Below are 26,293 nucleotides of genomic sequence, written 5' to 3' on the forward strand. Positions count from 1 at the left end.
GACACTAAATTGGGTAGATTGGTTCAATAAAGAGCGTGTACATAGTGCACTAGGTTATGTATCACCTTTTGAGTTTGAAGCAATGTACTATGATAAGATTAACCCGTTAGGTCAGGTGGCCTAACTTAAATAAAAAAGTCTCCGACAAACCCGGTACGGTTCAGACCGATCGTGAACGAGAATTCTTTGTTGAAAAAATACAGAAAAAATGATGCAGTATGGGATCAAATTTAGGCCGAATAAACCGGGTTCACCTCATCTGAATGGCAAGGTAGCGCTCACAAAAGACTGATAAATCTGAGTTCTACGCTACTGTAGATATCGATTCAGAGGAAATTCAGAGCAAACTGGCAGAATGGCAGAATGGCAGCATTACTGTAACTGGATGAGACCACATTCAGCTTTGCAAGGTAAAACACCGATGGAAAGGTACTTTGAATTATGTGAAGAAACTCCTTTCTTAGATGAAGTCCAGAAGCAATACGCCCCCTCAAATGAACGGATTCAACATGCCAGTTACAAGATGTATTTAGAGATTGCTAAATTGAAACGATCTCTATGAATTACGTATCTATATCATTTTTACTAATATAAAAACATATACGTAAAAATCACGCCCCGTTTAACTGGCAATAGTTTTTGAACCCTGGTATAAAAGCTTAAAAAAATCTAGCAAGTCTTTATTTAATGTTAATACTCATCCAGTATTGAGGTTTTTTATCTTTTCTTGCCTGTGATCTAGGTTGTAATACTCTAATTTCATACTCACCTGAAGCAGGTAAAATATAAATACCCTTATCATCAAGCTCTGGAGAATATTCTCCAAGATTGATGGAGTCTTTTAATTGATTACCCCATAAGTAAGCTTCAACATTTCCTCCAGTCAACTTCACTTTTAACTTTTGCCCTTTTTTAGCATAAAATTTGTAGGAATCATACTTGTATCCATCTATCCTTCCGTAATAATTTGCAGAGTGAGCTTTTTTAGCAAATTTAACTACAATAGTCTTTCGTATATCATTGTTATCATTTGCAAGTACGACAGGGCTAACTATAGTTAAAGTTAGGGCTATCAAAGCGCCAGCTAGTAATTTCGTATTCGCTATTTCCATAATAAGGTTACCCTAATTCTTGTATCGCTCCTGACGTAATAACATAACTAATAAGTAACCATGAATCATAGAGCAGAAATGTGAATAGTCATAACATGGGGCTGCACTTCAAATGCCAATTTAAGACTTGCAAAATCAATGGTTAATTAATTGGTTACTAGGGAATAACCAATCTAAATATAAATTTTATTTAACAATTACTTATAAAAATATGTGATGCGTATGATACGCATCATATGAATATCGCTTAAATTTGTTATAATTCAATTGAGCAGTGCCATTTGTGGTTAGGTTAAAAATTCATGAGTCTTACTGAAATTAAGGTACGTCAAGCTAAATCAAAGGAAAAAATCTATTTTCTGGCAGATGATGACGGCTTAAGTTTGAAGGTAGAACCAAACGGACGTAAATCTTGGAGTTACCGCTATTCACTTGCAGGGACAAATAAACGTCCTCGCATGAAGTTGGGTGAATATCCTGTAATGTCCTTGAAAGAGGCCAGATCAGTCCGGGATGAATATAAATTTAATAATTATGAAAATAAACCACTGCATAAAAAATACATCAAAACTTTTCAGGATATTTGTGAAGAGTGGTTAGAATTTAAAATTAAAAATTCCTTTGAAGATGAACCACGATGCGGTGTAATTCAGCTCGCAAAAAAATGTTTAGATCAGGATGTTTATCCAAATATTGGACTAATGCCATTTATTGAAATTAAAAGATATGATCTAGTTAAGATTATTAAAAAGATAGAATCTAGAAATGTAAAAGAACCTGTAAAGAAAGCCTATAGTTATTTAAATCAGATTTATGATTATGCGGTAGCGATGGGGTATTGTGAATATAATATTGCACATGGACTTCATAAAATATTAGTCAACAATAAGATTAAGAAAAACTATCCTCATTTGAATTCAGATGAACTATCTAATTTCTTAGCTAAATTAAATCAGATTAATACAGATCCTATTATTAAAAAAGCCCTGTTATTTAAATTATATACAGGCGTCCGTGGTGGAGAATTATTGCTTTGTGAACCACATCACTTCGATCTAGATAAAAAAATATGGAAAATACCAGCCTTACATATTAAACAATATAGAAGAAAGGTTATTTTAGGTCATGATATCCCTGATTTTTTTGTTCCACTATCTGATCAAGCACTTGAAGTTGTGAAATCAGCACTCGTTTGGTCTCATGGCGAGAAATATGTGTTTTCTAGCCCCCGAAATAATAATAAACCTATTCATTTTAATACCCTGAACTTGATTATCAGAAAAATGGGATATACTAAAAATGAATTAACTTCTCATGGGTTACGATCGACATTTAGTACCATATTAAATGAATCCGGTTTATTTCAATCAAATTGGATTGAAGCACAGCTATCTCATACTGATAAAAATAAAACCCGTGCAAGTTATAATCATGCAGAATATTTTAATCAGCGTATGGAAATGATGCAATGGTGGGGCGATTTTATTGATAGTTGTACTGTAAATTAATGGTTATGAAATCTAAGTTTTAATTAGAATAACCTGAGTTCGATGAAATCCACTTAACCTTTTAGCATATTTTGGAAAGTTGGCTTATTGGGGTTCAAACAATAAGCCACTACAGCAGCCATGATATTCACCATGAAATTATTTACCGAACGATGACGTGAATGTTCAAGTTGATGTAAATTTTTTAATTGATCATTCACTGTTTCGATCAATCCTCTTCTGCAAAGTAATTGTTTTTCTTCTTCAGTTTGGATGGGTTTATTTTTCATATTCCGACGTGATGGGGTCAATATTTTCAGTCCTCTTGCTGCTAAAGCTTCGGCTTTTGCTTTGCTCAAATAGCCTTTGTCTCCGAGTAGGATCCCTTTTAATTCTTGAGTTAAAGATTCTAATATAGCAACATCATGAACATTTCCCGATGTCAGCTTGAGATTAATAATTTCACCTAAATTATTGATAACGAGATGTAATTTAAAACCATAAAACCAACCCGTACTACTTTTTCCACGACCGGCCAAGCCTTTAAATACACGATGCCTTTTAATCCGAAGATTATGGCAAACTACCAATTTAGTGGAGTCAATGATACTGATTCCCGTATCTTTTCCTTTCACCTGATGGAAGAAACTACTCAGAGCTTGCAAACAACGGGGCATGATTTCAATAAATCGGTTGTAGCTAAGCAGTTTAGGAAAAGCAGATTTCCAGAATGGAACGATCATTTGGCAATAAAAATATTTGAAGAATCTAAAACCGGATTGATGAAATAAAATGACAATGGTCATTGCTTCAGACAAGCTTAAAGCTGACTTTTTCAACCTGGTTTTTTGATTAGAAATTAAAGCTTTCTCTAAAGATTCATTAAATTTTTTGCAGAAATCATCCAAAATACAAAATAATTCGGTAATATGATCCATTGAGAAGCCTTGTTTTATAACATTTTGTCTTGAGAACCAATATGTTACAAAAACAGGGCTTTTTTTCTACTCTTTTTTTATATCGAACTCAGGTTAGAATAGGCTTTGTTGCACAAACCTATTCACCGCCATAAATCATTATCTAAAATTGCATCTCGTGGTAAAAGCTCAATGGGCCGGTTCTATGGCTATAAATTACATGTTGTGATGAATCAACTTAGAGAAATAGTCTGTTCACAATAATGATTTCTCTTAACTCGTAAAGTTTATGACGGTGTTGAACGTGTTCAATTGAATCTTAAGCAAGGTAAATGGATAGAAGAGAACTTCATTAAGTCGTATCAAAATATTCTTGAAAAATAGGCATTTCATTTCGCATTAGAGCGAGAATCTCATGAGAAAGTTGCCTGATTGAATGTATTGAATAGATTCATTGCATAATTGTTGACTAAAATTTTCTATATCAGCCTGTTTAAGATTAATCGGGCTGATTCTGTTAGGTCGAATATAATAGCGACCTGCTTTAATCATTTTTATTTGAACTTTATTTTATGTCACAGCTTGCTTCCCATTTTAAGCACAATCAGTTTTGTATTTTGTTGGAATATTTAAGTTCTGCTAAGGGCATTGCAGTACCAATGTCTTTAGCAGAATTTCCATGTGCGATCACTTTGGCAGATCGAGTGCATGCCGATAGTGATTTGCCACCACTTGAATGTGCGAAGACATTTCCTTCATCAGTGGAAAAAATCATCCATTATTCAGGGAAAGGTCGGGATATTACTGATTTTGAGACCTTCTTAAAATTAACTCAAGCTTCGGGACAAAAAAATTTACTGCTTCTCACAGGTGATAAGTTAAAAGGGCATACAAATGGTCAAGATGGAACGAATCGCACCCGATATTTAGAGTCTGTAAATGCGGTCATGGCCGCAAAGTGTTATGGTGGATTTCATATTGGTGTAGCTTTTAATCCCTTTAAATATGCTGAAGCTGAACGTGATGCACAATATTTAAAACTTCACAAAAAGATTAAAGCAGGAGCAGACTTTATCGTTACCCAGTTGGGTTACGATATGGAGGCTTTAAAACAAGCCAAGGCTTTTTTAAATCGTCATCGATACCCACAAAATATACTTGCTTGTGTTATGCCACTTAGTTTGGCACGTGCCAATTTTATGGTGAAACATAATGTCGCAGGAATTGTGATTACACCACACATGTTACGAGCGTTGGCTCAGGAAGAACAGGATGGACGAACTGAGAATGCTTATAAACGTTGTGCTATACAAATATTGATGTGTAAATATTTGGGTTTTGCAGGTGTGCATCTTTCAGCATGCCATAAGCCTGAAGAGCAAAAGCTTTTAGAAAAATATATTGAACAATATCGACATTATGGTTTACAGGAACTCGAAGCACTCTGGAATGCACTGTGGCAAGTGAAGACTAAAAATGAACTCGTGCCAGAATTAGCTTATTATTCCCGCCAACCATCCTCTAGCCAGCTTATTAAATATCAGCAATTGCATTTCATGCACAAGGCTCTATTTGAGTCCAAAATTGCCAAAGGTGTGGGGCATTTTATTTTTAAAGCCTCACTCTGGGAAAATACTCCTGCAGCAAAAGCATTGTTAAAAACTGAATTTATCTCTAAGCAAGGGGTCGTGGGTTGTGAAAGTTGTGGTCAATGTAGGTTAGGAGATACTTTATATATTTGCCCTGAAACTTGTCCCAAAGGATTGGCGAATGGTCCTTGTGGTGGTACGACATTGGATCTCTGTGAGTTTGGAGATCGTGAATGCATTCATTCTGTGAAAGCCCGACTTGCCAAAGCCGTGGGACAGACTGACGTTCTAAAAGAAAAACTGATTCCAACTGTACCCATTGAAGTCCGTGGAACCAGTTCCTGGAAAAATTGGTATCTGGCGACTGAAGCTTAGCTTTCATCATCCATGGCATTCGAATAAAATTTCACGCCCAATTTGATGCGATCACGACCTTGGCTCATACGCCAACGGTTGGTATCACGTAAGGAGTATACACAGCCACAATATTCTTGTTGGTAGAATTCTTCCTTCTTGCTGATTTCAAGCATACGAACAGCACCACCATTTTTACGCCAGTTGTAGTCCCAATAGGTGATACCTTCATAATGTGAAGCAGAACGATGCCCACAATCATTGATCTGCTTCATATCTTTCCAACGAGAAATACCCAATGAGCTACTAATTAGGCTGAAGCCATTTTCAGCTGCATAAAGGGCAGTCCGTTCAAAGCGCATATCAAAACACATGATACAGCGAATACCTTTCTCTGGCTCATTTTCCATGCCTTTGGCACGTGCAAACCAATTGTCTGTATCGTAATCACAGTCAATAAAAGGAATATTATGTTTTTCTGCAAAGCGAATATTTTCTTCCTTACGGATTTCATATTCCTTGACAGGGTGAATATTGGGATTATAAAAAAAGATCGAAAAGTCGATGCCTGATTCAATTAGGGTTTCCATCACTTCACCCGAGCATGGTGCACAGCAGGAGTGAAGCAGAAGCTTGTCATGACCTGCTGGGAGAGTCAATTTCTGACGTTCAAGTTTGTTTGACATAGTTATATGGGTTTAAATCTAAACCCTATATTTTAACGATTTAATTAGATAGTAAGGATTTGATATACTGATATTTTCTAAGGTTAAGATGAAAGAAATTCACTAATTGAAATTTAATAAGAACGGCTTTGTTGCACAAACCTATCTGTAAAGGCTTTTCAGCGATATAATTTTCAAATGAATAAGCCTACACATAAAATCTACCGCACAACCAATTGGTCCGCATATATAACCGAGCACTCATGAGTCGCGGAAATATTGCCATTTGGTTTGATCCTGCTACGCAATGGTATGCGCTATCAAAAGGCAAACAAGGGCGAAATCAAACCTACTCCGACGCAGCCATCCAATGCTGCTTAATGATTAAATCCTTATTCCGTCTGTCTTTACGTATAGTCACTGGCTTTGTGCAAAGTCTGATTAAACTTTGCGGATGAGCAGCCCCGAATATCAGGGTGAGTAGACCAAGGGAATCTCACCCTTAGCCCCTCGCAGAACCGGACGTGAACCTCTCAGCTCATCCGGCTCCCATTATCCAACCGATGGTAAACATCCCATTTTCCAGTGCACAAAGGCATTTGGAAAATCACGCGCAAGTCGCCCTAAGGCATATCTAGCCCGTCTTTTATGACGGGCCAAGTTTTTATACTTACGCCTCATCCAGCGTATAAGATAAGCATTCATGTGTTGCCAGATCGCTGACATTGCTGAACCATGGAATCGACCATAGTATTGCTGCCAACCTTGAAGAATTGGATTGAATATTGCAGATAAATCACTTAATTCGCGATTACACATCAGATGTAGATGCCATTTCCGAATAGTCTGTCGCATTGCTTTAAGTGCATCACGACTGACTGCAGGAGAGAAATTTACATAAACTCTTTTATACTTGTCCACAGCCTTACGGGGCCTAAACGTGTACCCGAGAAAAGTAAATTGAACATCGGGATATGCTTGGCGACGATTCACATCTTGGCAATAAACAATCTTTGTCTTATCTGGATGCAATTCGAGTCCACATTCACGAAATCGTGCACCAATCTTTTGTAAAACAAGTTTGGCTTGAGATAAACTTCGGCAATGAATTACTCCATCATCCGCATAGCGGCAGAATCTTACACTCGCAAGATTCTTGGTAATCCACATGTCAAAAGCATAATGCATAAATAAATTAGCCAATAGAGGACTGATAACTCCACCTTGCGGTGTGCCGTGATTCCTTTCTAAAACTTGACCATCTACATTTTGCATAGGTGCTTTTAACCAGCGTTCTACATAGAGAAGAATCCATGGAATTTCGCAGTGTTTCTTAAGTGCACGCATGAGTAGATTATGGTCAATGTTATCAAATAGACCTTTGATATCAAATTCCACAACCCAGTCATACTCCCAACTTCGTCGTCTCACCACAGCTATCGCATCATGGGCAGAACGCCCTGGACGATATCCATAAGAGTTTGGATGAAATAGAGGATCAATCTGTGGCTCCAATATAAGCTTGACAGCTGTTTGTGCTACTCGATCCGCTACTGTTGGAATGCCTAACATACGTACCCCACCTGATTTCTTTGGAATCGGAACACCTTTGACTGGCGGTGGAAAATAACTGCCTGAACAAAGTCGATTCCATAGTTTATACAGGTTGCCTTTTAAGTGGTGTTCGAATTGCTCAATAGATTCATGATCGATGCCTGCAGCACCGCCATTCTCTTTGACTTTCTTGAATGCCTCCCAAATTAACGCTTTAGGAATGTTAAATGGTTTGGTCATAAAGCCTTGTTCCTCCTGCTTGTGCAGTTGACAAGACCGCAGACCTGGATAATGCAGCCCCTTCGCTCCATTACCATTACAGTAACTTCAACACTACTACGAGCTGCTCCGCCCCTTGGTGACGCATTGCTATTATCGGCCTTGCCTTTTGAGCTTGTACCTTTCGCTTGACATCGCCACCGAAGGTTCCCGCAGTTCAACGTAAAAGCCTGAATTAGGATCGCGCTGCCTCTACGCCGGACACCGAATGGCCCGTAAGCAGGTAACGGCCAAACTGATCGCGGGGCAACATCCATCCCCGGTTTTGATGTCATTTGAGTACTTTCGACACTTGAACGGCAGTTCACTGGTGTTCGCCTTCCTAATTCTTACCTGACGCCTTTACAACGCCTTTTCCATAACGCTCACGACCGGGACTTTTGATCCAAGCCGCTTATGGTGGTTTGCTACCTGCTCCTGCAAGCCGATAGCGAGGGGCCATACCCTCATCTCTTACGCCGCTTGCTGCGGCACACTGATATTCGTACACCACGCTTTGTAGAAGATAAAAGCATATTGATATTGCAATCAGCTACCAAAAAAGTAGCGATGGGCTACATCTACTCATGGACTCTACAGGCATGAAGTTTCTAGGTGAGGGCGAGTGTAAGCGCAAGAAACATGGACCTGAATGTCGTCGCCAATGGCGTAAACTACAATTGGTATAGATGCTAAAACCCCTCAAATACGCGCTATTGAGCTCACAACCAATAATGTCAGTGATTCACAGGTGCTTGGTGATTTACTTGATCAAATTCCACAAGATGAGCGGATTGACTCTGTTTATACCCATAGAGTTTATGACACCAAGCAATGCCGTCAGGTCATTGCAGATCGGCAAGCGCATATGGTGATTCCACCTAGAAAAAATGCGAAACCACGGAAAGATACAAAGAGTAGCTCGCTAGAACGAAATAAATTACTTCGAACAGTTAATCTTGCGAAGCAGTGCTTCTCAGGTAGGACACTATGGAAAAAATGGTCAGGCTATCATCGGCGAAGTTTGGTTGAAACCAAGATGCACTGCATTAAATTATTAGCAGATAAACTCAGTGCAAGGAGCTTTGATAGCCAAGTGAATGAGATTCATGCACGTGTAGCAGTCCTCAACAGATTTACGGAATTAGGTCGACCACTTACCCAAGTTACGCCTTAAATTTGGCTCAATTAGGGGCGCTTTGCATTTCAAATCTTTGTGCAACAAAGCCTTTACACATACTTGATAGTTGGAGATTTATTATCTTTAGTAGAGTTGCAAAAAACATTATCAATTTCAGATAAAGATTTTAGATAGCCACTTAACTTACTGAATAACTAAAAATCCTCAGAATCTTTAATTTATTAAGATGAGTATTTCTCATCTTAAGCTGAATTTATATCGTTTTACTCACTTTCTTATTCACGTTTAAATACAGCCATTCAGAAATTTAGCTTTTTATAAAATTTTTAGGTGGCAATCTCCATGAGTACAGCATTTGAGTGTTCAATTAAACGTATCCGTTTTGATGAGAATTATACACCAGCAGAAAGCACACGTTTAACCACAAACTTTGCCAATTTGGCACGTGGGGAAAGCCGTGAAGAAAACTTGCGTCGTACCCTTGCGATGATCAACAACCGTTTTAATAGCTTGGCAACCGTTGATAACCCGAAAGGTGATCGCTATTCACTTGAGATTGACATCATTTCTGCTGAAATTGATATCGAAGGTAATGGTCAAACTTTCCCATTTATTGAAACACTGAAAAGTGTAGTGATTGACCATAAAACAGGGGAGCGTATTGAAGGCATGATCGGCAATAGCTTCTCATCTTATGTGCGTGATTACGACTTCAGCGTAGTATTGCCTCAATTGGGTTGTGGTGTAGGTGAAAAACCTGAAGATTTTGGAGATCTACATGGTAAATTGTATCAACATTTGGTGAATTCAGATGTATTTAAGGCAGAATTTACCAAGCCACCTGTGATTTGTTTAAGTGTTTCAACCTCTAAAACCTATTACCGTACGGCAAACGTACATCCTATTTTAGGTGAGGAATATACCAATGATGAATATTCACGTACCGATGAATATTTCGCCAAAATGGGCTTACGTGTACGTTACTTCAAACCAGAAGGTGGTAATGCACCATTAGCATTCTATTTCGCTGGCGACTTAGTCCGTGATTATACTGATTTTGAATTGATCAGCGCGATTGCAACCATGGAAAGCTTCCAAAAAATTTATCGTCCTGAAATTTACAACACCAACTCTCCGGCAGGTGTGGAATATCAACCAAGCTTGAGCTATGGCGATTACTCACTGACACGTATCGTTTATGACCGTGTTGAACGTGCTGAGTTAGCGGTTAAGCAAGGTAAATGGACAGAAGAAAACTTCATCAAACCATATCAAGATATTTTAAATGAATGGGCAGCAAACTTTAAGGTCGAAACAGCTGCTTAAGACATCGAATTGACACACAGACTGACGAATTTTAGAGAAAGAAGATTAGACATGGCGCTTACACAACCGAAACTTTTACTCCCAACTTCAACTGCGGGTAGCTTGCCAAAACCGTCTTGGTTAGCTGAACCTGAAAAATTATGGTCTGCATGGAAGCTTGAAGGCGAAGAATTATTAGAAGCTAAACGTGATGCTTTGAAATTATCATTACATGAGCAAGTCACTGCAGGTATCGATATCGTGAGTGATGGTGAGCAAACCCGTCAGCACTTTGTAACCACGTTTATTGAACATCTTGAAGGTGTAGATTTCGAAAAGCGTGAAACCATGCGTATTCGTAATCGTTATGATGCAAGTGTACCTTCAGTTGTGGGTGAAGTTTCTCGTAAAAAAGCAGTGTTTGTAGACGATGCGAAATTTTTACGCAGCCAAACCAGTCAGCCAATTAAATGGGCGTTGCCTGGTCCAATGACCATGATTGATACACTTTTTGACGGACACTACAAGAGTCGTGAAAAACTGGCTTGGGAATTTGCCAAAATTTTGAACCAAGAAGCTTTAGAACTTGAAGCAGCAGGCGTAGACATTATTCAATTTGATGAACCTGCGTTTAACGTATTCTTTGATGAAGTGAATGACTGGGGTGTACCAACCTTAGAACGTGCACTTGAAGGTCTAAAGTGTGAAACTGCAGTTCATATTTGCTATGGTTACGGCATTAAAGCCAATACAGATTGGAAACAAACTTTAGGTAATGAATGGCGTCAATACGAAGAGTCATTCCCGAAACTACAACAATCTAAGCTCGATATTATTTCACTTGAATGCCAAAACTCACGTGTACCAATGGATTTAATCGAATTGATCCGTGGTAAGAAAGTGATGGTGGGTGCAATTGATGTGGCAACCACTCAAGTGGAAACTGCAGAGGAAGTAGCAAATACGCTACGCAAAGCATTGCAATTTGTTGATGCAGATAAACTGTATCCTTCAACTAACTGTGGTATGACACCGCTATCTCGCCAAGTGGCACGTGGCAAACTTGAAGCTTTAAGCGCAGGTGCTGCCATTGTTCGTAAAGAGCTAGAAGCTTAATCAAACGTAGTCTCGTGCGAAGCAGAACAAATCATCGCAAGGTCATTTGTCCAGCTTTATGCGCGAGCACGTGATATGTACATTTGAGATGAAAGAGATGATTGAAGCAACAGACTTTAGAAATGCAATGTCCTTACTCACCACAGCAGTGAATGTTATTACGACTTCGGGTGAAACAGGTATGCATGGATTTACTGCATCTGCCGTATGTAGCGTGACGGATACACCGCCAATGTTATTAGTCTGTATGAATCAATCCTCCCGTTCACATGCCCATTTTGTTGAAAATAAAGTCTTGGCTGTAAACGTACTAAGTACTCAGCATGAACAGCTTTCAAATGCCTTTGCTTCAAGTAAATTCAGTTCTGAACAGCGTTTTCAACTGGGCGAGTGGGGCGGTTTAGAGACAGGCTCGCCGATTCTGCAAAATGCTTTGGTCAGTTTTGACTGTCAGATTGAGAATATTCAGCAAGTGGGTACACACAGTATTTTCATGTGTCGTGTGCTTCAAGTTCAACAAAGCGATCAAGAAGAAAGCTTGGTCTATTTTAACCGTGCTTATCATCAAGTAGGGCAGTTAGAACACGCTTAACTCAATACCTTAATTCTTTCATTTTTTAAAGTTAGTCTATTGTGGAACTTATAACCTTTTTAGTCATCGGTGCTTTTGCTGGTTTTGCAGCAGGGCTGTTTGGTGTCGGCGGTGGTACGATTATTGTACCACTGCTTTTTATTGTCTTTACCCAAATGGGCTATGACCCCGATGTGGTTATGCACCTCGCATTAGGCACGTCTTTGGCAACCATTGTTGTAACCTCGATTAGCTCATTGATGGCGCATCATAAAACTGGTGCTGTGATTTGGCCTGTTTTTAAAAATCTAGCGCCACCTATGGCGATTGGTTGTTTTTTTGGGGCAGGTATTGCTGGTTTGATATCAGGATTACATCTACAAATCATTGTTGGCTTATTTCTGATTTGGGTCGCATATACGATGTTTACAGGTGCCAAAAAAGCAATTGACCCAACGAAAACGTTACCCTCATCAGGTCAACAAGTTGCTGCAGGTAGTGTGATTGGGGTTGCATCAGCAATCTTTGGTATTGGTGGTGGAAGTCTGACGGTTCCATATCTGAATCGCTATGGTGTGGTCATGCAGAAGGCTGAACCGTACCGGGTTTGTCGGAGAGTCAATATTCTGAGATGAGAAGCATTGCTTCGCAAGACGTAGCGAAGCGTAGTGTCCCGATGACAAAATTAAAATATACCCCTGAAATCAGAGAAAGAGCGGTTCAATTATTGATTGAATCTGAAAAAGATTATCCTTCTACTTGGGCTGCGATCACAGCTATTGCTCCCTGAGCAGTATACTGCGCAAGGGTTGTACTCCTGAAACACTACGTGTTTGGTATCAAAAATATTTAGATAAACAAAATCCAGTTAAAGTACAGCAGCTTTCAGACCAAGAACGTATCAAACAACTGGAACGCGAAAATAAAGAACTGCAACGTGCGAATGAAATTCTACGTAAAGCAGCCGCTTTTCTCGCCCAGGCGGAGCTCGACCGCCCACACAAATAATGGTGGATTTCATCCATAACAATAAAGACTTATATGGTGTTGATGCGATTTGTAGGATTTTACCGATCGCAGCTTCAACCTATTACCGGACTCTAGATCTCTGCGATGAGAAGCATTGCTTCGCAAGGGGAACATCGAGCAAAGCGAGATTTACATGACTTGCATCATGCTGAGGAGATTAAACGAATTTGGAAAGAAAGTTCAGGTCGATACGGTGTACGTAAAGTCTGGCAAAAACTGAAACGTGAAGGCTATATTATTGCACGCTGTACTGTTGCTCGATTAATGAAAAAGCTAGGTATACAAGGTGTTTGGCGAGGTAAGAACAAACAAACCACCCGTAACCGAGATGACCAAAAACGGGCAGATGATTTAGTGAAACGTAATTTTACTGCTGATCATCCTGACCAACTGTGGGTCAGTGACTTTACGTATATTCAAACTCATTCAGGCTGGGTATATACCGCCTTTATTATTGATGTGTTCTCACGAGCAATTGTTGGCTGGAAAGTATCTACACGAATGAATACAGATAGGGTGCTCGATGCATTAGAGCAAGCATTGCATGATCGAGGCATGCCAAAGAATGTGATTCATCATTCCGACAGAGGTGTGCAATATCTTTCCATTCGCTATACCAATCGTTTAGAAGCAGCGAATTTACGAGCATCAGTCGGTACGACAGGTGATTCATACGATAATGCTTTGGCTGAAACGGTGAATGGCTTATACAAAACAGAGGTGATTGAATATTTAAAAGCAGATTGGCAAGGTTTAGCAGATGTACAACTTGCGACACTAAACTGGGTAGATTGGTTCAATAAAAAGCGTGTACACAGTGCACTGGGTTATGTATCGCCTTTTGAGTTTGAAGCAATGTACTATGATAAGATTAACCCGTTAGGTCAAGTGGCCTAACTTAAATAAAAAAGTCTCCGACGAACCCGGTACGGTTCAACTTGTGATTTGAATCTGCTGTTTTCAAAATCTGTCTTTCAGCTCGTTATGCAACAAAGCCGAACCGAATTAAAAATAGAAATGTAGTTGAGCTGGTGCTTGCTCATTTCTTTATTTTTAGTAATTGAGGTGAACATACTGTCAGTACATGGTAGTTATAAGTAACATGTAACTTTGTTCGCACAAAGATTTGAGTTATGCCAAGTGATGGATTGATTTGTACTTAAAATTTTAAGCTTATCCACTTGCTTTGCAAGCCACTACACTTTATTTACAATCCTATGTTGTGGAAGTAAGGGATCTTGTACTCGCCCAGTATGTTCAACTTGATTATATCTAAAGGACTATTAGGCATCAATCAAATCAATTTTCCAATTACTCGACTGAATCACCACATTTAAATCACGTAATTTAAGACTAATATCATCAGCTTGTTTTTGTAATGATGAAACTGGAATAACTTTATGCCACTTTATTTCCCGCGTACTATAACGATCAGATTCACGAGATGTATTACTTATTGCTGCAGTTAGGGTTTTGTGCTGTTCTACAAATTCATCACGCAAAGTCAATAAAGCAAGTAAAGAACGACCATCATTTAATTTTGTTAAAGCATTAGTTTCATGAATTGCATAACTTAATTTTTGAAATTCTTGAATTAAAGCAAATACTTGTTTTAGTAGTTCATTTGGATCTTCAGATGGTTTATCACCATCTTGTACCAATACATTTGCATTGATACGTTGTTTTAGTGAAATAATTTTTTTTTGTTGATCACTTCGAAGTAAGAGAGCTTCTGCTAATTTCATTTTTCACCTATTAACCAATTAGAATTAAGTTTTAAGCAGCTAAGTAATTTTACAAATACTATATCCTCATTCTTTAAAAATCAAAAAAATTGATTTTTTATAATTTTCAGAGGTAGAAGTCTTATATTTTGTCATTAGTCGAAGCTCAGAATTAAGCTAAAGGCCTTTTTTCAGATGCAGAATCCTTTATCTGATCCTAGACAGTATTGTGGACATTCGATCCCTCTAAATTCTTACAATATTTTTGTTCAAAGGCTTCAGGACTTAACCAGCCATTTGCAGAATGTATTCTGATTCGATTGTAATAAATCTCGATATAGTCAAACAAGACAGCATTCGCTTCTTTTCGAGTGGCAAACACACTGCCATGGATTACATGACCTTTCAATGTATGAAAGAAGCTTTCAGTCACTGCATTGTCCCAACATGAGCAGTGTACTGCGCAAGACTGCGTGACATACTTTGAATACAGTTATTCGTCAATAATAGCGCTCTAAAAGCACGACTACAGTACTGACTGCCTTGGTCAGAATGAACCATAACTCCTGTTGAATAAGCTTTTCATGCGCCAAGGTTGGTCCGAAACCATGCAGTTGATCAGAAACAATATTGAGGCACTTGAGTCTGAGTTCTTCAGAAAGCCTGGAATTGCTGGTTTGGCCACGACCCGTATGGGCTAATGCAGCTGGACCTTGAACTTTGTATTTCTGCAGTAAGCGTCTGACCTGACATTCTGAAATATGAAGTAGAAGTAGCTGAGCAGCCTGGGATTGAGTTATGCGTTGATCGCAGATTTCCTGCAAAACCGACAATCGTTTAAGTTCTTTATCCGACATAGTGATCAGCATCTATATTTTATATCCCGTCCATGGTGATAAAAACCATCATAAACCAGACATTTTTATTGGTGAGAATATAGACACTTTAAATGGGTTCTAACAAGTCGACTTCGCATAACAACCATTATGTTAAATGGAGATTTATTTCAAACATTATTCAACTAAAATATGCCTAAAAAATTAGATATTTTTCAAACTTTGGTTTGAAAAATCCATTTAAAATTAATTAAGCTGTTGTAATTTTTCATATAAATAATCAATAAATAATCTAACTCTCTTAGGTATATAATTTTTTTTGTAATAGACAGCATGGATTTTTTGCTCATGAATTTTTATTTCATCTTCAAATAAAGCAATTAATTTACCTTCGTTTATATCCTTTAAAATTAAAAATTCAGAGAGACAAGCGATTCCTACGCCTTGTAAAGCAAGTTGACGAACACTTTCGCCATTAGAAGCTGTAATAGATGGTGAAGTTTTATATAGTTGATCATTTATATAAATTGGCCAATTATTTAAATGCAAAGGATGGCTAAATCCTAATAATCTATGTTGATTTAACTCAATAATAGATTTTGGTAAGTTATTTTTTTTGAGATATTCAGCGCTAGCAACGATATACAAACGACTTTTATATAATAATTTTGCATAGAGACTTGAATCTTCTAGATCACCAAATCGTATAGCAACATCTATTTTATGCTCTAATAAATCAATTACATGATCATGACTAGTTAGTTCAATACTGATCTTTGGATATCGTTCTATAAACTCTGGTATTAATGGAATAATTACATGCAATACAAACGGTGTTGCTGAATCTATTTTAATTAAGCCTGTAGGTTCAGTACCTGGATTAATTAACAACTCTTCAGCTTCATTCAAATCAGAAAGTAATTTTCTTGCTCTTTCTAAAAAAATTTTTCCATCATAGGTAAGGTTAAGGCTACGGGTTGTACGTTCGATTAATTTAACATTTAATTTTTTTTCGAGGCGTTGTAATGTGCGACTGATAGCAGATGTTGTTTGATTTAATTGTTCTGCTGTTTTCACTATAGAGCCACAATCAGCGATCGTAACAAATACTAAAAGTTCATCAAATGTAGATTTCATATCTAAGTAAATCATTAATAAAAAATAATTTTTAATTATATATCAATTTTAATTATTAACAATTAATCAATAATGTTTTGTTAATAATTGCATTTATGTTGATGGATCTTAAATTTATATTGTACTTCTCTATTTAATTTGGGATGAAGATGAATAATATTTTAATTATCAATGGTGCTAAAACTTTTGCCCATTCTAATGGTGAATTGAATGATACCTTGACAATTTTAGCAGAAGAAGTATTAACCGAATTAGGTCATAAAGTTAAAGTTACGCGTGCTGATAGTGCTTTTGATCCAAAAGAGGAGGTAAAAAAATATCTTTGGGCTGATGCTATTATTTATCAAATGCCAGGCTGGTGGATGGGTGCACCATGGACAGTAAAAAAATATATTGATGATGTATTTACTGAAGGTCATGGTCATATATACGCAAATGATGGTCGTTCACGTTCGGATACTTCTAAAAAATATGGTTCGGGAGGTTTAATGCATGGCAAAAAATTTATGCTGTCATTAACTTGGAATGCACCTGCTGAAGCATTCACTGATCCAAAACAATTTTTTGAGGGGAGAGGTGTAGATGGGGTTTATTTGCCTTTTCGAAAAGCCAATGAGTGAACCGTACCGGGTTTGTCGGAGAGTCAATATTCTGAGAGACTATCCCGATGACAAAATTAAAATATACCCCTGAAATCAGAGAAAGAGCGGTTCAATTATTGATTGAATCTGAAAAAGATTATCCTTCTACTTGGGCTGCAATCACAGCAATTGCGCCTAAGATTGGTTGTACTCCTGAAACACTTCGTGCCTGGCATCAAAAGCATTTAGATCAGCAAAATCCTATTAAAGTACAACAGATATCTGATCAAGAAAAAATGAAGCAAATGGAACGTGAAATTAAAGAATTAAAGCGTGCCAATGAAATTCTACGTAAAGCAGCCGCTTTTTTCGCCCAGGCGGAGCTCGACCGCCCACACAAATAATGGTGGATTTCATCCATAACAATAAAGACTTATATGGTGTTGATGCGATTTGTAGGATTTTACCGATCGCAGCTTCAACCTATTACCGGACTCTAGATCTCTGCGAAAATCCAGAACATCGAGCAAAGCGAGATTTACATGATGAGCATCATGCTGAACAAATTAAACGAATTTGGAAGGAAAGTTCAGGTCGATATGGTGTACGTAAAGTCTGGCAAAAACTGAAACGTGAAGGCTATATTATTGCACGCTGTACTGTTGCTCGATTGATGAAAAAGCTAGGTATACAAGGTGTTTGGCGAGGTAAGAACAAACAAACCACCCGTAGCCGAGATGACCAAAAACGAGCAGATGATTTAGTGAAACGTAATTTTAGTGCTGATCGACCTGACCAATTATGGGTCAGTGACTTTACGTATATTCAAACTCATTCAGGCTGGGTCTATACCGCCTTTATTATTGATGTGTTCTCACGAGCAATTGTTGGATGGAAAGTATCTACACGGATGAATACAGATATGGTACTCGATGCACTTGAGCAAGCATTGCACGATCGAGGCATGCCAAAGAATGTGATTCATCATTCCGATAGAGGTGTTCAATATCTTTCTATTCGCTATACCAATCGTTTAGAAGCTGCAAATTTACGAGCATCAGTCGGTACAACTGGTGATTCATACGATAATGCTTTGGCTGAAACGGTGAATGGCTTATACAAAACAGAGGTGATTGAATATTTAAAAGCAGATTGGCAAGGTTTAGCAGATGTACAACTTGCGACACTAAACTGGGTAGATTGGTTCAATAAAAAGCGTGTACACAGTGCACTGGGTTATGTATCGCCTTTTGAGTTTGAAGCAATGTACTATGATAAGATTAACCCGTTAGGTCAGGTGGCCTAACTTAAATAAAAAAGTCTCCGACAAACCCGGTACGGTTCAGAGTTTCTTGGTATGCAAAGCATGTCAACATTTATTGCTCATGACGTCATCAAAGCACCAAACGTACCACAAATAAAAGATGACTATCGCCAACATTTGATCCGTAATTTTCCTGCATCAGTGATATAGAGGTAAATGATGTTAACAATTATTGCTGAAATTAAAATAGAACCCGGTTCAGAGCATCTGCAACATGTAATCAATTCATTCAAGGAGATCACACCAACAGTGCTTGAAGAAGATGGTTGTTTTGGTTACGAATTACTTATTAATCATGAGAGTCATGCGTCTTATCAGGCGCCATTGAAAAATACAGTCGTTATGTTGAAAAAATGGAAAAGTATCAAGCATTTAGATTCCCACCTTGCAACCGTACATATGCAAGAACATCACTTTAAGATAAAAGATGATGTTCTTGGTGTTGATATCCGAATTTTAGAGAATGGATTTTAATCAAATTATTATATTCATTTATGAGTTTCTCTAAAATTAACATAATACACGTTATACGAATCTAAAATGTTAGAACCCATTTAAAGTGTCTATATTCTCACCAATAAAAATGTCGGTGGTGTATCAAAAAGTATGCTAAAAAAAAGCAGGTTGAATTTTGATAAAATAGAGAAATGCAAATAACTCTAGAAATCAAATGTCCAACCTGCCTCAGTGACAGTATAAAGAAAAATGGCATCAAAGTAGATGGGAAACAAAACTACCAATGCAAAGACTGCAAACGTCAGTTTATTGGTGACCATGCTCTGAGCTATCTAGGATGTAATTCTGGCATTACTCGTAAAATATTACAGTTAATGGTCAGAGGCAGCGGTATACGAGATATCGCTGAAGTTGAGCGCATTAGTATCGGTAAAGTCTTACGGACTTTAACTGAATCGGCCTATCAAATTCAGCCTAAACAAAGTCATTATGAATCTCTCGAAGTAGATGAATTCTGGACTTTTGTTGGAAATAAAAATAATAAACAATGGCTTATTTACGCCTACCATCGAGAAACAGGTGAGATTGTTGCTTATGTTTGGGGTAAGAGAGATTTAGCTACAGTCCAAAGGTTGAAGACAAAGCTTAAACAATTAGGTATTCACTACACCCGAATTGCAAGTGATCATTGGGATAGTTTCATCACTGCTTTTAAAAACTGCAAGCAAAGTATTGGTAAGTTTTTTACTGTAGGAATTGAAGGTAATAATTGCAAAATAAGGCATCGAATAAGGCGTGGTTTTAGAAGAAGTTGTAATTTCTCCAAAAAGCTTGAAAACCATTTTAAAGCCTTCGACTTAACCTTCTTTTACATCAATAATGGCTTCATTTAATGTCAGCATACTTTTTAAAACACCACCAAAAACTCTACTATAGCATTTTACAAGTCAATCTCTTGCTTAAAACCCTACTTATTCCATGGAATAAAAGCAGACAAGATAAAGATCAGCCTTGTTCCAAAAGCTGTTTCAGTACAATCACATGGTTATAATCTATGCTCTTGGCTGCAGTAATTAAAGTGACTTGTTCCTGCTCAGCGATCTTCCGAATTTGCTGCAATGTCTTGGCTTGCTGAACAAGTTCCGCTGTATAGCGCTGTTGAAATATCTCCCAATGTTCAGGATCCTGCGCGTACCATTTGCGCAGTTCAGTCGAGGGCGTGATTTCCTTGGGCCACATATCAATTTGAGCATCCTGCTTTTTGATGCCTCTGGGCCAAAGTCGATCGACCAGAATCCGTTTACCATCTGACGCTAAAACTTCGGCATAGGCACGCTTGATTTGAATTTGCATGGGTCATCTATTTATTGATCTGGAATTTCGGCATTGACCAATAAAGTCAGCAATTGCAAGGATTCCTGCCATCCCAGATAACAGGCCTCTGCCGGAATCACATCTGGAATACCCGATTGGGTGATATGCACTTCCGTGCCCACAAAAACCGGGTGGAGCTGAATCGTGACGTCAATTTGACCGGGTAAGTTTGGGTCGTCGAACTGGTCGGTATAGCGCAACAACTGGTTAGGCATAATTTCATGATAGGTTCCGCCAAAAGACTGGCTGGTACCGGTGGTAAAATTGCTAAAGGACATTTTATAGCTGCCTCCCACTTTCGCATCAAGATGATGGACTTTGGCGGTAAAACCATGCGGCGCCATCCATTTCACCAAGGCATCAGGATCTGTAAAGGCTCTAAACACCCGTTCTGGGGGTGCAGTGAATACACGGTGAAGTTTGACTGTACTGGGCATTTGTTTTTCTCACTTTTTGTTGTTTTGTGTGCTTAAGTCTACTGCTGTTGATTCCTGGCTCTGTATGGCTTTGGTATGACATTCAGAGTGGATTTTCACTGCATTTAGCTCTACTGAAAAATGCTCAACAGCTTCCAGAATATTTCTACATTAAAAACAGCTGTGCTCAAGCAGATAGCTTTAATTTAATTCTGGCATCCGAACATAAACCCCTTAATCCGGCATGTCATCAATCTGATGCGGTTCTGTACGCGGCTGGGTATTCATGCGATGCCTAAAAGACGATGAACGTTCATATGCCTGCATACGCACCCGCATAATGGAACCCAATGGCTGATGTTCTGTCACGCCATGCCAAGGGTTAAAAGACAGCACGTCATCGGAATACACCCGACGTGCCGGACTGAAAGTATCCTGTTGGGGAAAGTGCAAATGACCAATGACCTGATGCGGTGATTCCTGTTCTTTCCACAGCACAGCCGCATCCTCGACGGGCATAGTCCTCAAATCGGTACATAGCTGCGCACGAATCACATAATCTGCCGTATACTTCTGAAAGAAATCCCGGACGATGTCACGAATAGCGGAATCATCATTGATTTGCATCTGGATACCGGTGAGTTTCTTCACCGAGTCAGATTCGGGTGCGACACTGATTTTGGCAATATAATCGCCATAACGAAGCGCTGCCATACTATGATAGGTTTCGCCCAATACATGATGCTGGCTACGCGCCAGACCTTTTAAGCTTGCAGGTGCGGGAAAGCCTGCGCGATTTACCAGATAATCTACGCCGCGCATCACCTGACGCAAGCTACGCATAACCGGTTCAGGCGCCTGTTCTGCTTCCGTAATAAAAGGCAGCATTTGCTTATATTTACGCACTGTTCCAAAAGTCAGCACCGGAATATTGACCATCAGAAAATCCTGATGATGACCATCGCTTGGATCATTCGGCAATAAGCGCTGTCCCGGCACATTTAAAATTTTAAGGGCGAAACCATGCGGAGCCGGAGTTTTATCGCTATGCAGATCGCCGGGCGCAGCCGATAGACGTACCATCACGTCATAATAGCCCGGATGAGCAAAAATCCCTTGAGCCAAATGAGCCGGCAAATTTTCAGGAACGGTCAAAATGCCTTTTAAGAAACCATGGGATTTTGCATGTGCATCACGAACCGCATGACGGTGCCGGTCAAAAACCTGGTTATTGGTCTGTGCCATCTGTTCTGTAATATGCAGAATATCCTCTTCTTCATTTTCCTGTTTTTGCTCTACTTCGGGACGATAGTTCACATAATTCGCACTCATACTTGCTTCCTTTTGATTTTTTGAATATGGATCAATTGCACTGAATTTTTTGTATTAATCTAACAAGGAGTTCGCTTTACAAGTTAATTCATTGGTTAATGCTTTGAGGGTCTTTGGTAAATACGACATGCAGACCGAGTCAAAGACCGATGAGGTGAAAAAATAGAGCACGTCAAAAATTGAAAAGTGATTTAACTTTGCAAGTTTCATGCTTATGCTTCGTCGGGAGATCCAGCTCATTTTCCAGGAAGATGAGTTTTGTTTTCGCTTTTAGCCTTTTTTTAGCTTAAAAAATCCTGAAGAGAGCCACCCTTGGCTTGTTGTAACTTGGCAATTTCCTCTAGCTTTTGGGTTTGCGCCTTGTCACTCGTCAGTGTCTGAATTAAATCGTCTGCAAGCTGGTTTAATAACACCAGATCATCTTCGCTCATCTGCCGAATTTGCTTATCCAGAACACAAAAGCTGCCTAACACCAGACCTTGTTTAGTACGTAAAGGTACACCGGCATAAAATTTGATTTTATTTCTGTTTAACTCCGGGTTATGGGTAAAACGCGGATCTCGGTCTATATCCTCAATAATCAGTGCTTCATTCTGATGAACCAGATGGGTACAAATGGATTCTTCCCGGGGAATGCGTGCCTCTATCGGATTTTGATTTTCATCTGCCAGCGGGCTGGCTGGGGTATTCACCCATTTTTCATCAACCAGGGAAATTTGCGCATATTTCACGTTAAATGCCTGGCAGGCTTCTTCAATATACTGCTGATAAATCAGTAAAGTTTCAGGTTGAAGCAATTGCAGTTCATGCAAGGCCGCCAAACGTTCCGGTTCATTTTCCGCAAGCAATTCACGTGCAGGATTTTTACCTTGTTGTAGCATCAGCGCATCAATGCTCAGCATCAATTCATTCACCGTGGATACCACGGCATCCGGTTGAAAACGGTTTTGAATCTCGTCCCGCAATTCATCGCTGACATTGCCCCAGGTGGCAAAAATAATTTTAATATTCGGCAGACGTTTACGGATGCGATGATTCAACAAGCGAATTTGTGCCAAAGGCTGCCGATAAAACATGGAAATGCAAAGCATCTGAGTATTTTCTGGCAAGGATTCAAGCACATCCATTTTTGATTGAATCAGTACTTCATTATGGCTTTGCGCGGCAATTTTTCTTAAGTTTAAACCATGGGCCAACATGGAAGATGCCCATACATCAATTTCCCAACGCGCCCCCAAGCACACCACTTGCGCAGGACCAGCTGTATTTGGAGCTGGGTACTTTTGCTGGAAATCATGATTAAACAACTTTAAGCCCTGATGCATTCTTAAACGGTGCTCGGCACTGGCTTCGGTACTATGTCCTTGCGAAAACAAACGAATGGCGGGAATGGCAACGTCGTCATAAAAGGCATTGACCTTACGAACGACGACTTCCTCACTGGGCTTTTTCGGCAATTTCTGTTGAATATAATCCTGGGCAACTTCAAGGGCATCCTCTACTTCATCGGCAACCAGGCGCTGGTAAAAGCGTTCCGGTGGCGTCAGTACCGGTTCGCTACCAATCAGGGTTTTGATAAATCCCAATGCCGGAATATAGTGAGCCAATACCAATAAACACGCCGTCAATGGCGTCGAGAGAATCAGTCCAGCAGCCCCCCATAGCGTAGTCCAGAATGTCGCCGCAAGAATAATCGCCAAAGTGGAAAGACCGGTACTTTCGCCATACAACCACGGTTCAATCACATTGTTACTAATCAGCTCGAGTAACAGAATCAGCCCAATGGTCCAGAGCACCATATTCCAGCCCGGATCAACCGCAAATGCCAAGGTAATGGGAAATAAGGCCGAGATCATGGGCCCGACATAGGGTAAAAAGCGCATTCCGATCGCGACAATTCCCCACATAATCGCAGCAGGCACACCAATCAGCCATAAGCCCACCGCCATGGGAATACCGAAAGTGACATTCACCAACAACTGCATCCGCAAATAGGTTCCAATCCGGTCTGCGGCATCATCCAGTGCATCTGTACCGACGTTTAAATTGCCGCCCAGCAATTTCAACAAACGGTCATGCAAGTCTTTGCGACTGAGTAAAATCAGTACCACAAACAGAAAAACAATCCCGACTGTGGCCAAGGGATGAAAGATCCTCGCGCCCCACTGCATTGCCGTTTCAGTGGTACTGGCTTGCTGCCCAACCACCTGCACCTGCTGCACCCCCTGGGTTTGTTCAACTGGAGTCACGTCCTATATCGAACTTTCTACCGTATCAATGGTCGTGATGGCGCCGTCCCATACACTCGGCCCAGAAGTAAAACTTTTGGTGGTGTTTCAAAAAGTATGCTGAAAAAAAGCAGGTTGGATTTTGATAAAATAGAGAAATGCGAATAACTCTAGAAATCAAGTGTCCAGCCTGCCTAAGTGACAGTATAAAGAAAAATGGCACAAAAGTAGATGGTAAGCAAAATTACCAATGTAAAATATGCAGACGTCAATTTATTGGTGATCATGCTCTCAGTTATCAAGGCTGTCACTCAGGTATCAAAACCAAAATATTACACCTCATGGTGCGAGGCAGTGGTGTCAGGGATATAGCAGAAATTGAAAGAGTAAGTATCGGTAAAGTTCTACGGACACTTAGCCAATCAAAATATCAACTTCGAGCACAGCAAAGTCATTATGAAACCCTTGAAGTAGATGAGTTTTGGACTTTTGTTGGTCATAAGCAAAATAAACAATGGCTAATTTATGCCTATCATCGAGAAACAGGTGAAATTGTTGCTTATGTATGGGGTAACCGAGATTTAGCCACTGCAAAACGACTTAAATTAAAATTGAAGCAGTTAGGTGTAAGCTATACATGTATATCAAGTGACCATTGGGATAGCTTTGTTACGACCTTTAAAGAATGCAAACAGTTGATTGGTAAATTTTTCACTGTGGGTATAGAAGGCAATAATTGTCGGTTACGGCATCGAATCAGGCGAGGCTTTAGGAGAAGCTGCAACTTCTCCAAAAAGCTTGAAAATCATTTCAAAGCCTTTGATTTAGTGTTCTTTTATATCAATAATGGATTCGTTTAATGCCAGCATACTTTTTGAAACACCACCAAAATGTCTAGTTTATGATGGTTTTCACCATCATGGACTGGATATAAATATAGATGCTGATCACTATGTCTGACAAAGAAATTCAACGTCTTGCAGTTCTGCAAGACGTTCGAGATCATCGTATTACACAAGTCCGTGCTGCTGAAATCCTTAATCTTTCAACCCGTCAAATTACCCGGTTATTACAGAAGCTCAATCAAGATGGTGTTTCAAGTATGGCGCATGCCAGTCGTGGTCAACCGGGCCATCATCGCCATGACGATTTATTAAAATCAAAATGTCTTTCCATTATTTCTGAACATCTGCTGGGATTTGGACCTACCTTGGCCCATGAGAAGCTCAGCAGCATGTTTGACCTGAATATCCCGGTAGAAACGCTTCGGCGCTGGATGACTGCAAATGACCTCTGGATTCCACGATCCAAGCGCCTTAAACGTCCATATCAGCCACGTTATAACCGGGATTGCTTCGGTGAGCTAATCCAGATTGATGGCTCATATCATGACTGGTTCGAAGGACGCGCTGCTAAGTGCTGCTTGCTGGTTTATATCGATGATGCCACTGGAAAGCTGTTGCATCTGCGCTTCTGTGAGGCGGAAACGACCTTCGACTATATGCTTTCAACCCGAGCCTACATTGAACAATACGGTAAGCCTCTGGCCTTTTATAGCGATATAATTTTCAAATGAAGAAGCCTACACACAAAATCTACCGCACAACCAATTGGCCCGCATATAACCGAGCACTCATGAGTCGCGGAAATATTGCCATTTGGTTTGATCCTGCTACGCAATGGTATGCGCCATCAAAAGGCAAACAAGGGCGAAATCAAACCTACTCCGACGCAGCCATCCAATGCTGCTTAATGATTAAATCCTTATTCCGTCTGTCTTTACGTAT

The 26,293-nt window shown here is 39.4% G+C and carries 21 protein-coding genes, 11 pseudogenes and 2 other annotated features; of the genes and pseudogenes, 20 read left to right on the forward strand and 12 right to left on the reverse strand.

Features of this window, described 5'->3' with window-relative positions; all coding sequences use genetic code 11:
* A partial coding sequence (locus tag F890_RS19375; RefSeq protein ID WP_005265633.1) for an IS3 family transposase occupies positions 1-124 on the forward strand: 124 nt, incomplete at its 5' end.
* Between the two features lie 34 nt (positions 125-158).
* Positions 159-562, forward strand: a pseudogene (locus F890_RS18960) (integrase core domain-containing protein); the annotation flags it as partial.
* Positions 563-680: 118 nt separating this feature from the next.
* On the opposite strand, the gene F890_RS02220 reads toward F890_RS18960, so the two are convergent.
* A complete protein-coding gene (locus F890_RS02220; protein WP_004281816.1) occupies positions 681-1,112 on the reverse strand; it encodes a PPC domain-containing protein in 432 nt (143 codons plus the stop codon).
* Positions 1,113-1,414: 302 nt separating this feature from the next.
* On the opposite strand from F890_RS02220, the gene F890_RS02225 reads away from it, so the two are divergent.
* Positions 1,415-2,620 (forward strand): tyrosine-type recombinase/integrase, encoded by a 1,206-nt coding sequence (locus F890_RS02225; protein WP_004281814.1) that lies wholly within the window; start codon positions 1,415-1,417, stop codon positions 2,618-2,620.
* A gap of 53 nt (positions 2,621-2,673) precedes the next feature.
* Here the strand turns inward: F890_RS02225 and F890_RS02230 are convergent, their stop codons facing one another.
* A complete protein-coding gene (locus tag F890_RS02230; protein ID WP_004679438.1) occupies positions 2,674-3,537 on the reverse strand; it encodes an IS982 family transposase in 864 nt (287 codons plus the stop codon).
* A gap of 120 nt (positions 3,538-3,657) precedes the next feature.
* Between F890_RS02230 and F890_RS17860 the strand changes: the two are divergent.
* The 3 genes and pseudogenes from F890_RS17860 to F890_RS02235 all read left to right on the forward strand — a co-directional run.
* Positions 3,658-3,774: pseudogene (locus F890_RS17860) on the forward strand (transposase); the annotation flags it as partial.
* 24 nt (positions 3,775-3,798) lie between these two features.
* Positions 3,799-3,900: pseudogene (locus F890_RS18435) on the forward strand (putative oxygenase MesX); the annotation flags it as partial.
* A gap of 188 nt (positions 3,901-4,088) precedes the next feature.
* Positions 4,089-5,480, forward strand: a complete 1,392-nt coding sequence (locus tag F890_RS02235) for a methylenetetrahydrofolate reductase C-terminal domain-containing protein (RefSeq protein WP_004281811.1) — start codon at positions 4,089-4,091, stop codon at positions 5,478-5,480.
* Here F890_RS02235 and F890_RS02240 read toward each other — a convergent pair.
* Entirely contained in the window at positions 5,477-6,145 is a 669-nt protein-coding gene (locus tag F890_RS02240; RefSeq protein ID WP_004281809.1) for an epoxyqueuosine reductase QueH, read from the reverse strand. The genes F890_RS02235 and F890_RS02240 overlap by 4 nt on opposite strands.
* A gap of 177 nt (positions 6,146-6,322) precedes the next feature.
* Between F890_RS02240 and F890_RS17865 the strand changes: the two are divergent.
* Positions 6,323-6,579: pseudogene (locus F890_RS17865) on the forward strand (transposase); the annotation flags it as partial.
* Between the two features lie 97 nt (positions 6,580-6,676).
* Here the strand turns inward: F890_RS17865 and ltrA are convergent.
* Positions 6,677-7,918, reverse strand: coding sequence for a group II intron reverse transcriptase/maturase (gene ltrA, locus F890_RS02245; RefSeq protein WP_005265635.1), 1,242 nt, complete (start codon positions 7,916-7,918; stop codon positions 6,677-6,679).
* A gap of 524 nt (positions 7,919-8,442) precedes the next feature.
* Between ltrA and F890_RS02250 the strand changes: the two are divergent.
* The 6 genes and pseudogenes from F890_RS02250 to F890_RS02280 all read left to right on the forward strand — a co-directional run.
* Positions 8,443-9,113: pseudogene (locus F890_RS02250) on the forward strand (IS5 family transposase); the annotation flags it as partial.
* 306 nt (positions 9,114-9,419) lie between these two features.
* Positions 9,420-10,403 (forward strand): putative oxygenase MesX, encoded by a 984-nt coding sequence (locus tag F890_RS02255; RefSeq protein WP_004281805.1) that lies wholly within the window; start codon positions 9,420-9,422, stop codon positions 10,401-10,403.
* A gap of 51 nt (positions 10,404-10,454) precedes the next feature.
* Complete coding sequence (locus F890_RS02260; protein WP_004281804.1) at positions 10,455-11,498, forward strand: methionine synthase; 1,044 nt, start codon at positions 10,455-10,457, stop codon at positions 11,496-11,498.
* 97 nt (positions 11,499-11,595) lie between these two features.
* Positions 11,596-12,090: a flavin reductase family protein gene (locus F890_RS02265; RefSeq protein ID WP_005100646.1), complete on the forward strand. Its 495-nt coding sequence runs from the start codon at positions 11,596-11,598 to the stop codon at positions 12,088-12,090.
* Between the two features lie 41 nt (positions 12,091-12,131).
* Positions 12,132-12,662, forward strand: a pseudogene (locus F890_RS02270) (sulfite exporter TauE/SafE family protein); the annotation flags it as partial.
* A gap of 83 nt (positions 12,663-12,745) precedes the next feature.
* Positions 12,746-13,995, forward strand: a pseudogene (locus F890_RS02280) (IS3 family transposase).
* Positions 13,035-13,151, forward strand: a sequence feature (AL1L pseudoknot). Its footprint overlaps the pseudogene before it by 117 nt.
* A 386-nt stretch (positions 13,996-14,381) precedes the next feature.
* Here the strand turns inward: F890_RS02280 and F890_RS02285 are convergent.
* The 4 genes and pseudogenes from F890_RS02285 to F890_RS02295 form a co-directional block, all read right to left on the reverse strand.
* The gene (locus F890_RS02285; protein ID WP_004281794.1) at positions 14,382-14,843 is read right to left on the reverse strand and encodes a DIP1984 family protein; all 462 of its coding nucleotides are present in this window, start codon (positions 14,841-14,843) and stop codon (positions 14,382-14,384) included.
* 196 nt (positions 14,844-15,039) lie between these two features.
* Positions 15,040-15,404: pseudogene (locus tag F890_RS17875) on the reverse strand (IS3 family transposase); the annotation flags it as partial.
* Positions 15,398-15,679 (reverse strand): annotated as a pseudogene (locus tag F890_RS02290) (helix-turn-helix domain-containing protein); the annotation flags it as partial. The pseudogenes F890_RS17875 and F890_RS02290, both read right to left, overlap by 7 nt.
* Positions 15,680-15,904: 225 nt before the next feature.
* Positions 15,905-16,795: a LysR family transcriptional regulator gene (locus F890_RS02295; protein ID WP_004281790.1), complete on the reverse strand. Its 891-nt coding sequence runs from the start codon at positions 16,793-16,795 to the stop codon at positions 15,905-15,907.
* A gap of 149 nt (positions 16,796-16,944) precedes the next feature.
* Here F890_RS02295 and F890_RS02300 point away from each other — a divergent pair.
* From F890_RS02300 to F890_RS02320, 4 genes and pseudogenes are all read left to right on the forward strand, one after another.
* A pseudogene (locus F890_RS02300) lies at positions 16,945-17,412 on the forward strand (NAD(P)H-dependent oxidoreductase); the annotation flags it as partial.
* Between the two features lie 50 nt (positions 17,413-17,462).
* Positions 17,463-18,682 (forward strand): IS3 family transposase gene (locus tag F890_RS02310; protein WP_121980446.1). Its coding sequence is split into 2 segments (ribosomal slippage): positions 17,463-17,739 and positions 17,739-18,682, totalling 1,221 coding nucleotides; the frame shifts between segments, so codons are not numbered across the junction.
* Positions 17,738-17,854 (forward strand) — a sequence feature (AL1L pseudoknot). It overlaps the preceding gene by 117 nt.
* Before the next feature lie 177 nt (positions 18,683-18,859).
* Complete coding sequence (locus F890_RS02315; protein WP_005265638.1) at positions 18,860-19,174, forward strand: putative quinol monooxygenase; 315 nt, start codon at positions 18,860-18,862, stop codon at positions 19,172-19,174.
* Positions 19,175-19,347: 173 nt separating this feature from the next.
* Positions 19,348-20,049, forward strand: coding sequence for an IS1 family transposase (locus F890_RS02320; protein WP_004282344.1), 702 nt, complete (start codon positions 19,348-19,350; stop codon positions 20,047-20,049).
* Between the two features lie 112 nt (positions 20,050-20,161).
* On the opposite strand, the gene F890_RS02325 is transcribed toward F890_RS02320, so the two are convergent.
* The 4 genes from F890_RS02325 to F890_RS02340 form a co-directional block, all read right to left on the reverse strand.
* Positions 20,162-20,509, reverse strand: coding sequence for a DUF488 domain-containing protein (locus tag F890_RS02325; protein WP_004281785.1), 348 nt, complete (start codon positions 20,507-20,509; stop codon positions 20,162-20,164).
* Between the two features lie 11 nt (positions 20,510-20,520).
* Positions 20,521-20,967, reverse strand: a complete 447-nt coding sequence (locus tag F890_RS02330) for an SRPBCC family protein (protein ID WP_004281784.1) — start codon at positions 20,965-20,967, stop codon at positions 20,521-20,523.
* A gap of 213 nt (positions 20,968-21,180) precedes the next feature.
* Positions 21,181-22,278 carry a catalase family protein gene (locus F890_RS02335; protein WP_005100728.1) on the reverse strand — a complete coding sequence of 366 codons (1,098 nt, stop codon included), beginning with the start codon at positions 22,276-22,278 and terminating at the stop codon, positions 21,181-21,183.
* Between the two features lie 281 nt (positions 22,279-22,559).
* Positions 22,560-24,527, reverse strand: a complete 1,968-nt coding sequence (locus tag F890_RS02340; RefSeq protein WP_004782579.1) for an AI-2E family transporter — start codon at positions 24,525-24,527, stop codon at positions 22,560-22,562.
* 137 nt (positions 24,528-24,664) lie between these two features.
* Between F890_RS02340 and F890_RS02345 the strand changes: the two genes are divergently transcribed.
* The 3 genes and pseudogenes from F890_RS02345 to F890_RS17885 all read left to right on the forward strand — a co-directional run.
* A complete protein-coding gene (locus tag F890_RS02345; protein WP_004282341.1) occupies positions 24,665-25,366 on the forward strand; it encodes an IS1 family transposase in 702 nt (233 codons plus the stop codon).
* An 80-nt stretch (positions 25,367-25,446) separates the two neighbouring features.
* Positions 25,447-26,067, forward strand: a pseudogene (locus F890_RS02350) (helix-turn-helix domain-containing protein); the annotation flags it as partial.
* 11 nt (positions 26,068-26,078) lie between these two features.
* Positions 26,079-26,293: transposase (locus F890_RS17885; protein WP_171066857.1), on the forward strand; the 215-nt coding region annotated here is incomplete at its 3' end.

It is taken from the genome of Acinetobacter sp. CIP 64.7 (assembly GCF_000369745.1).
In the GTDB taxonomy this organism is placed as follows: Bacteria; Pseudomonadota; Gammaproteobacteria; order Pseudomonadales; family Moraxellaceae; genus Acinetobacter; species Acinetobacter fasciculus.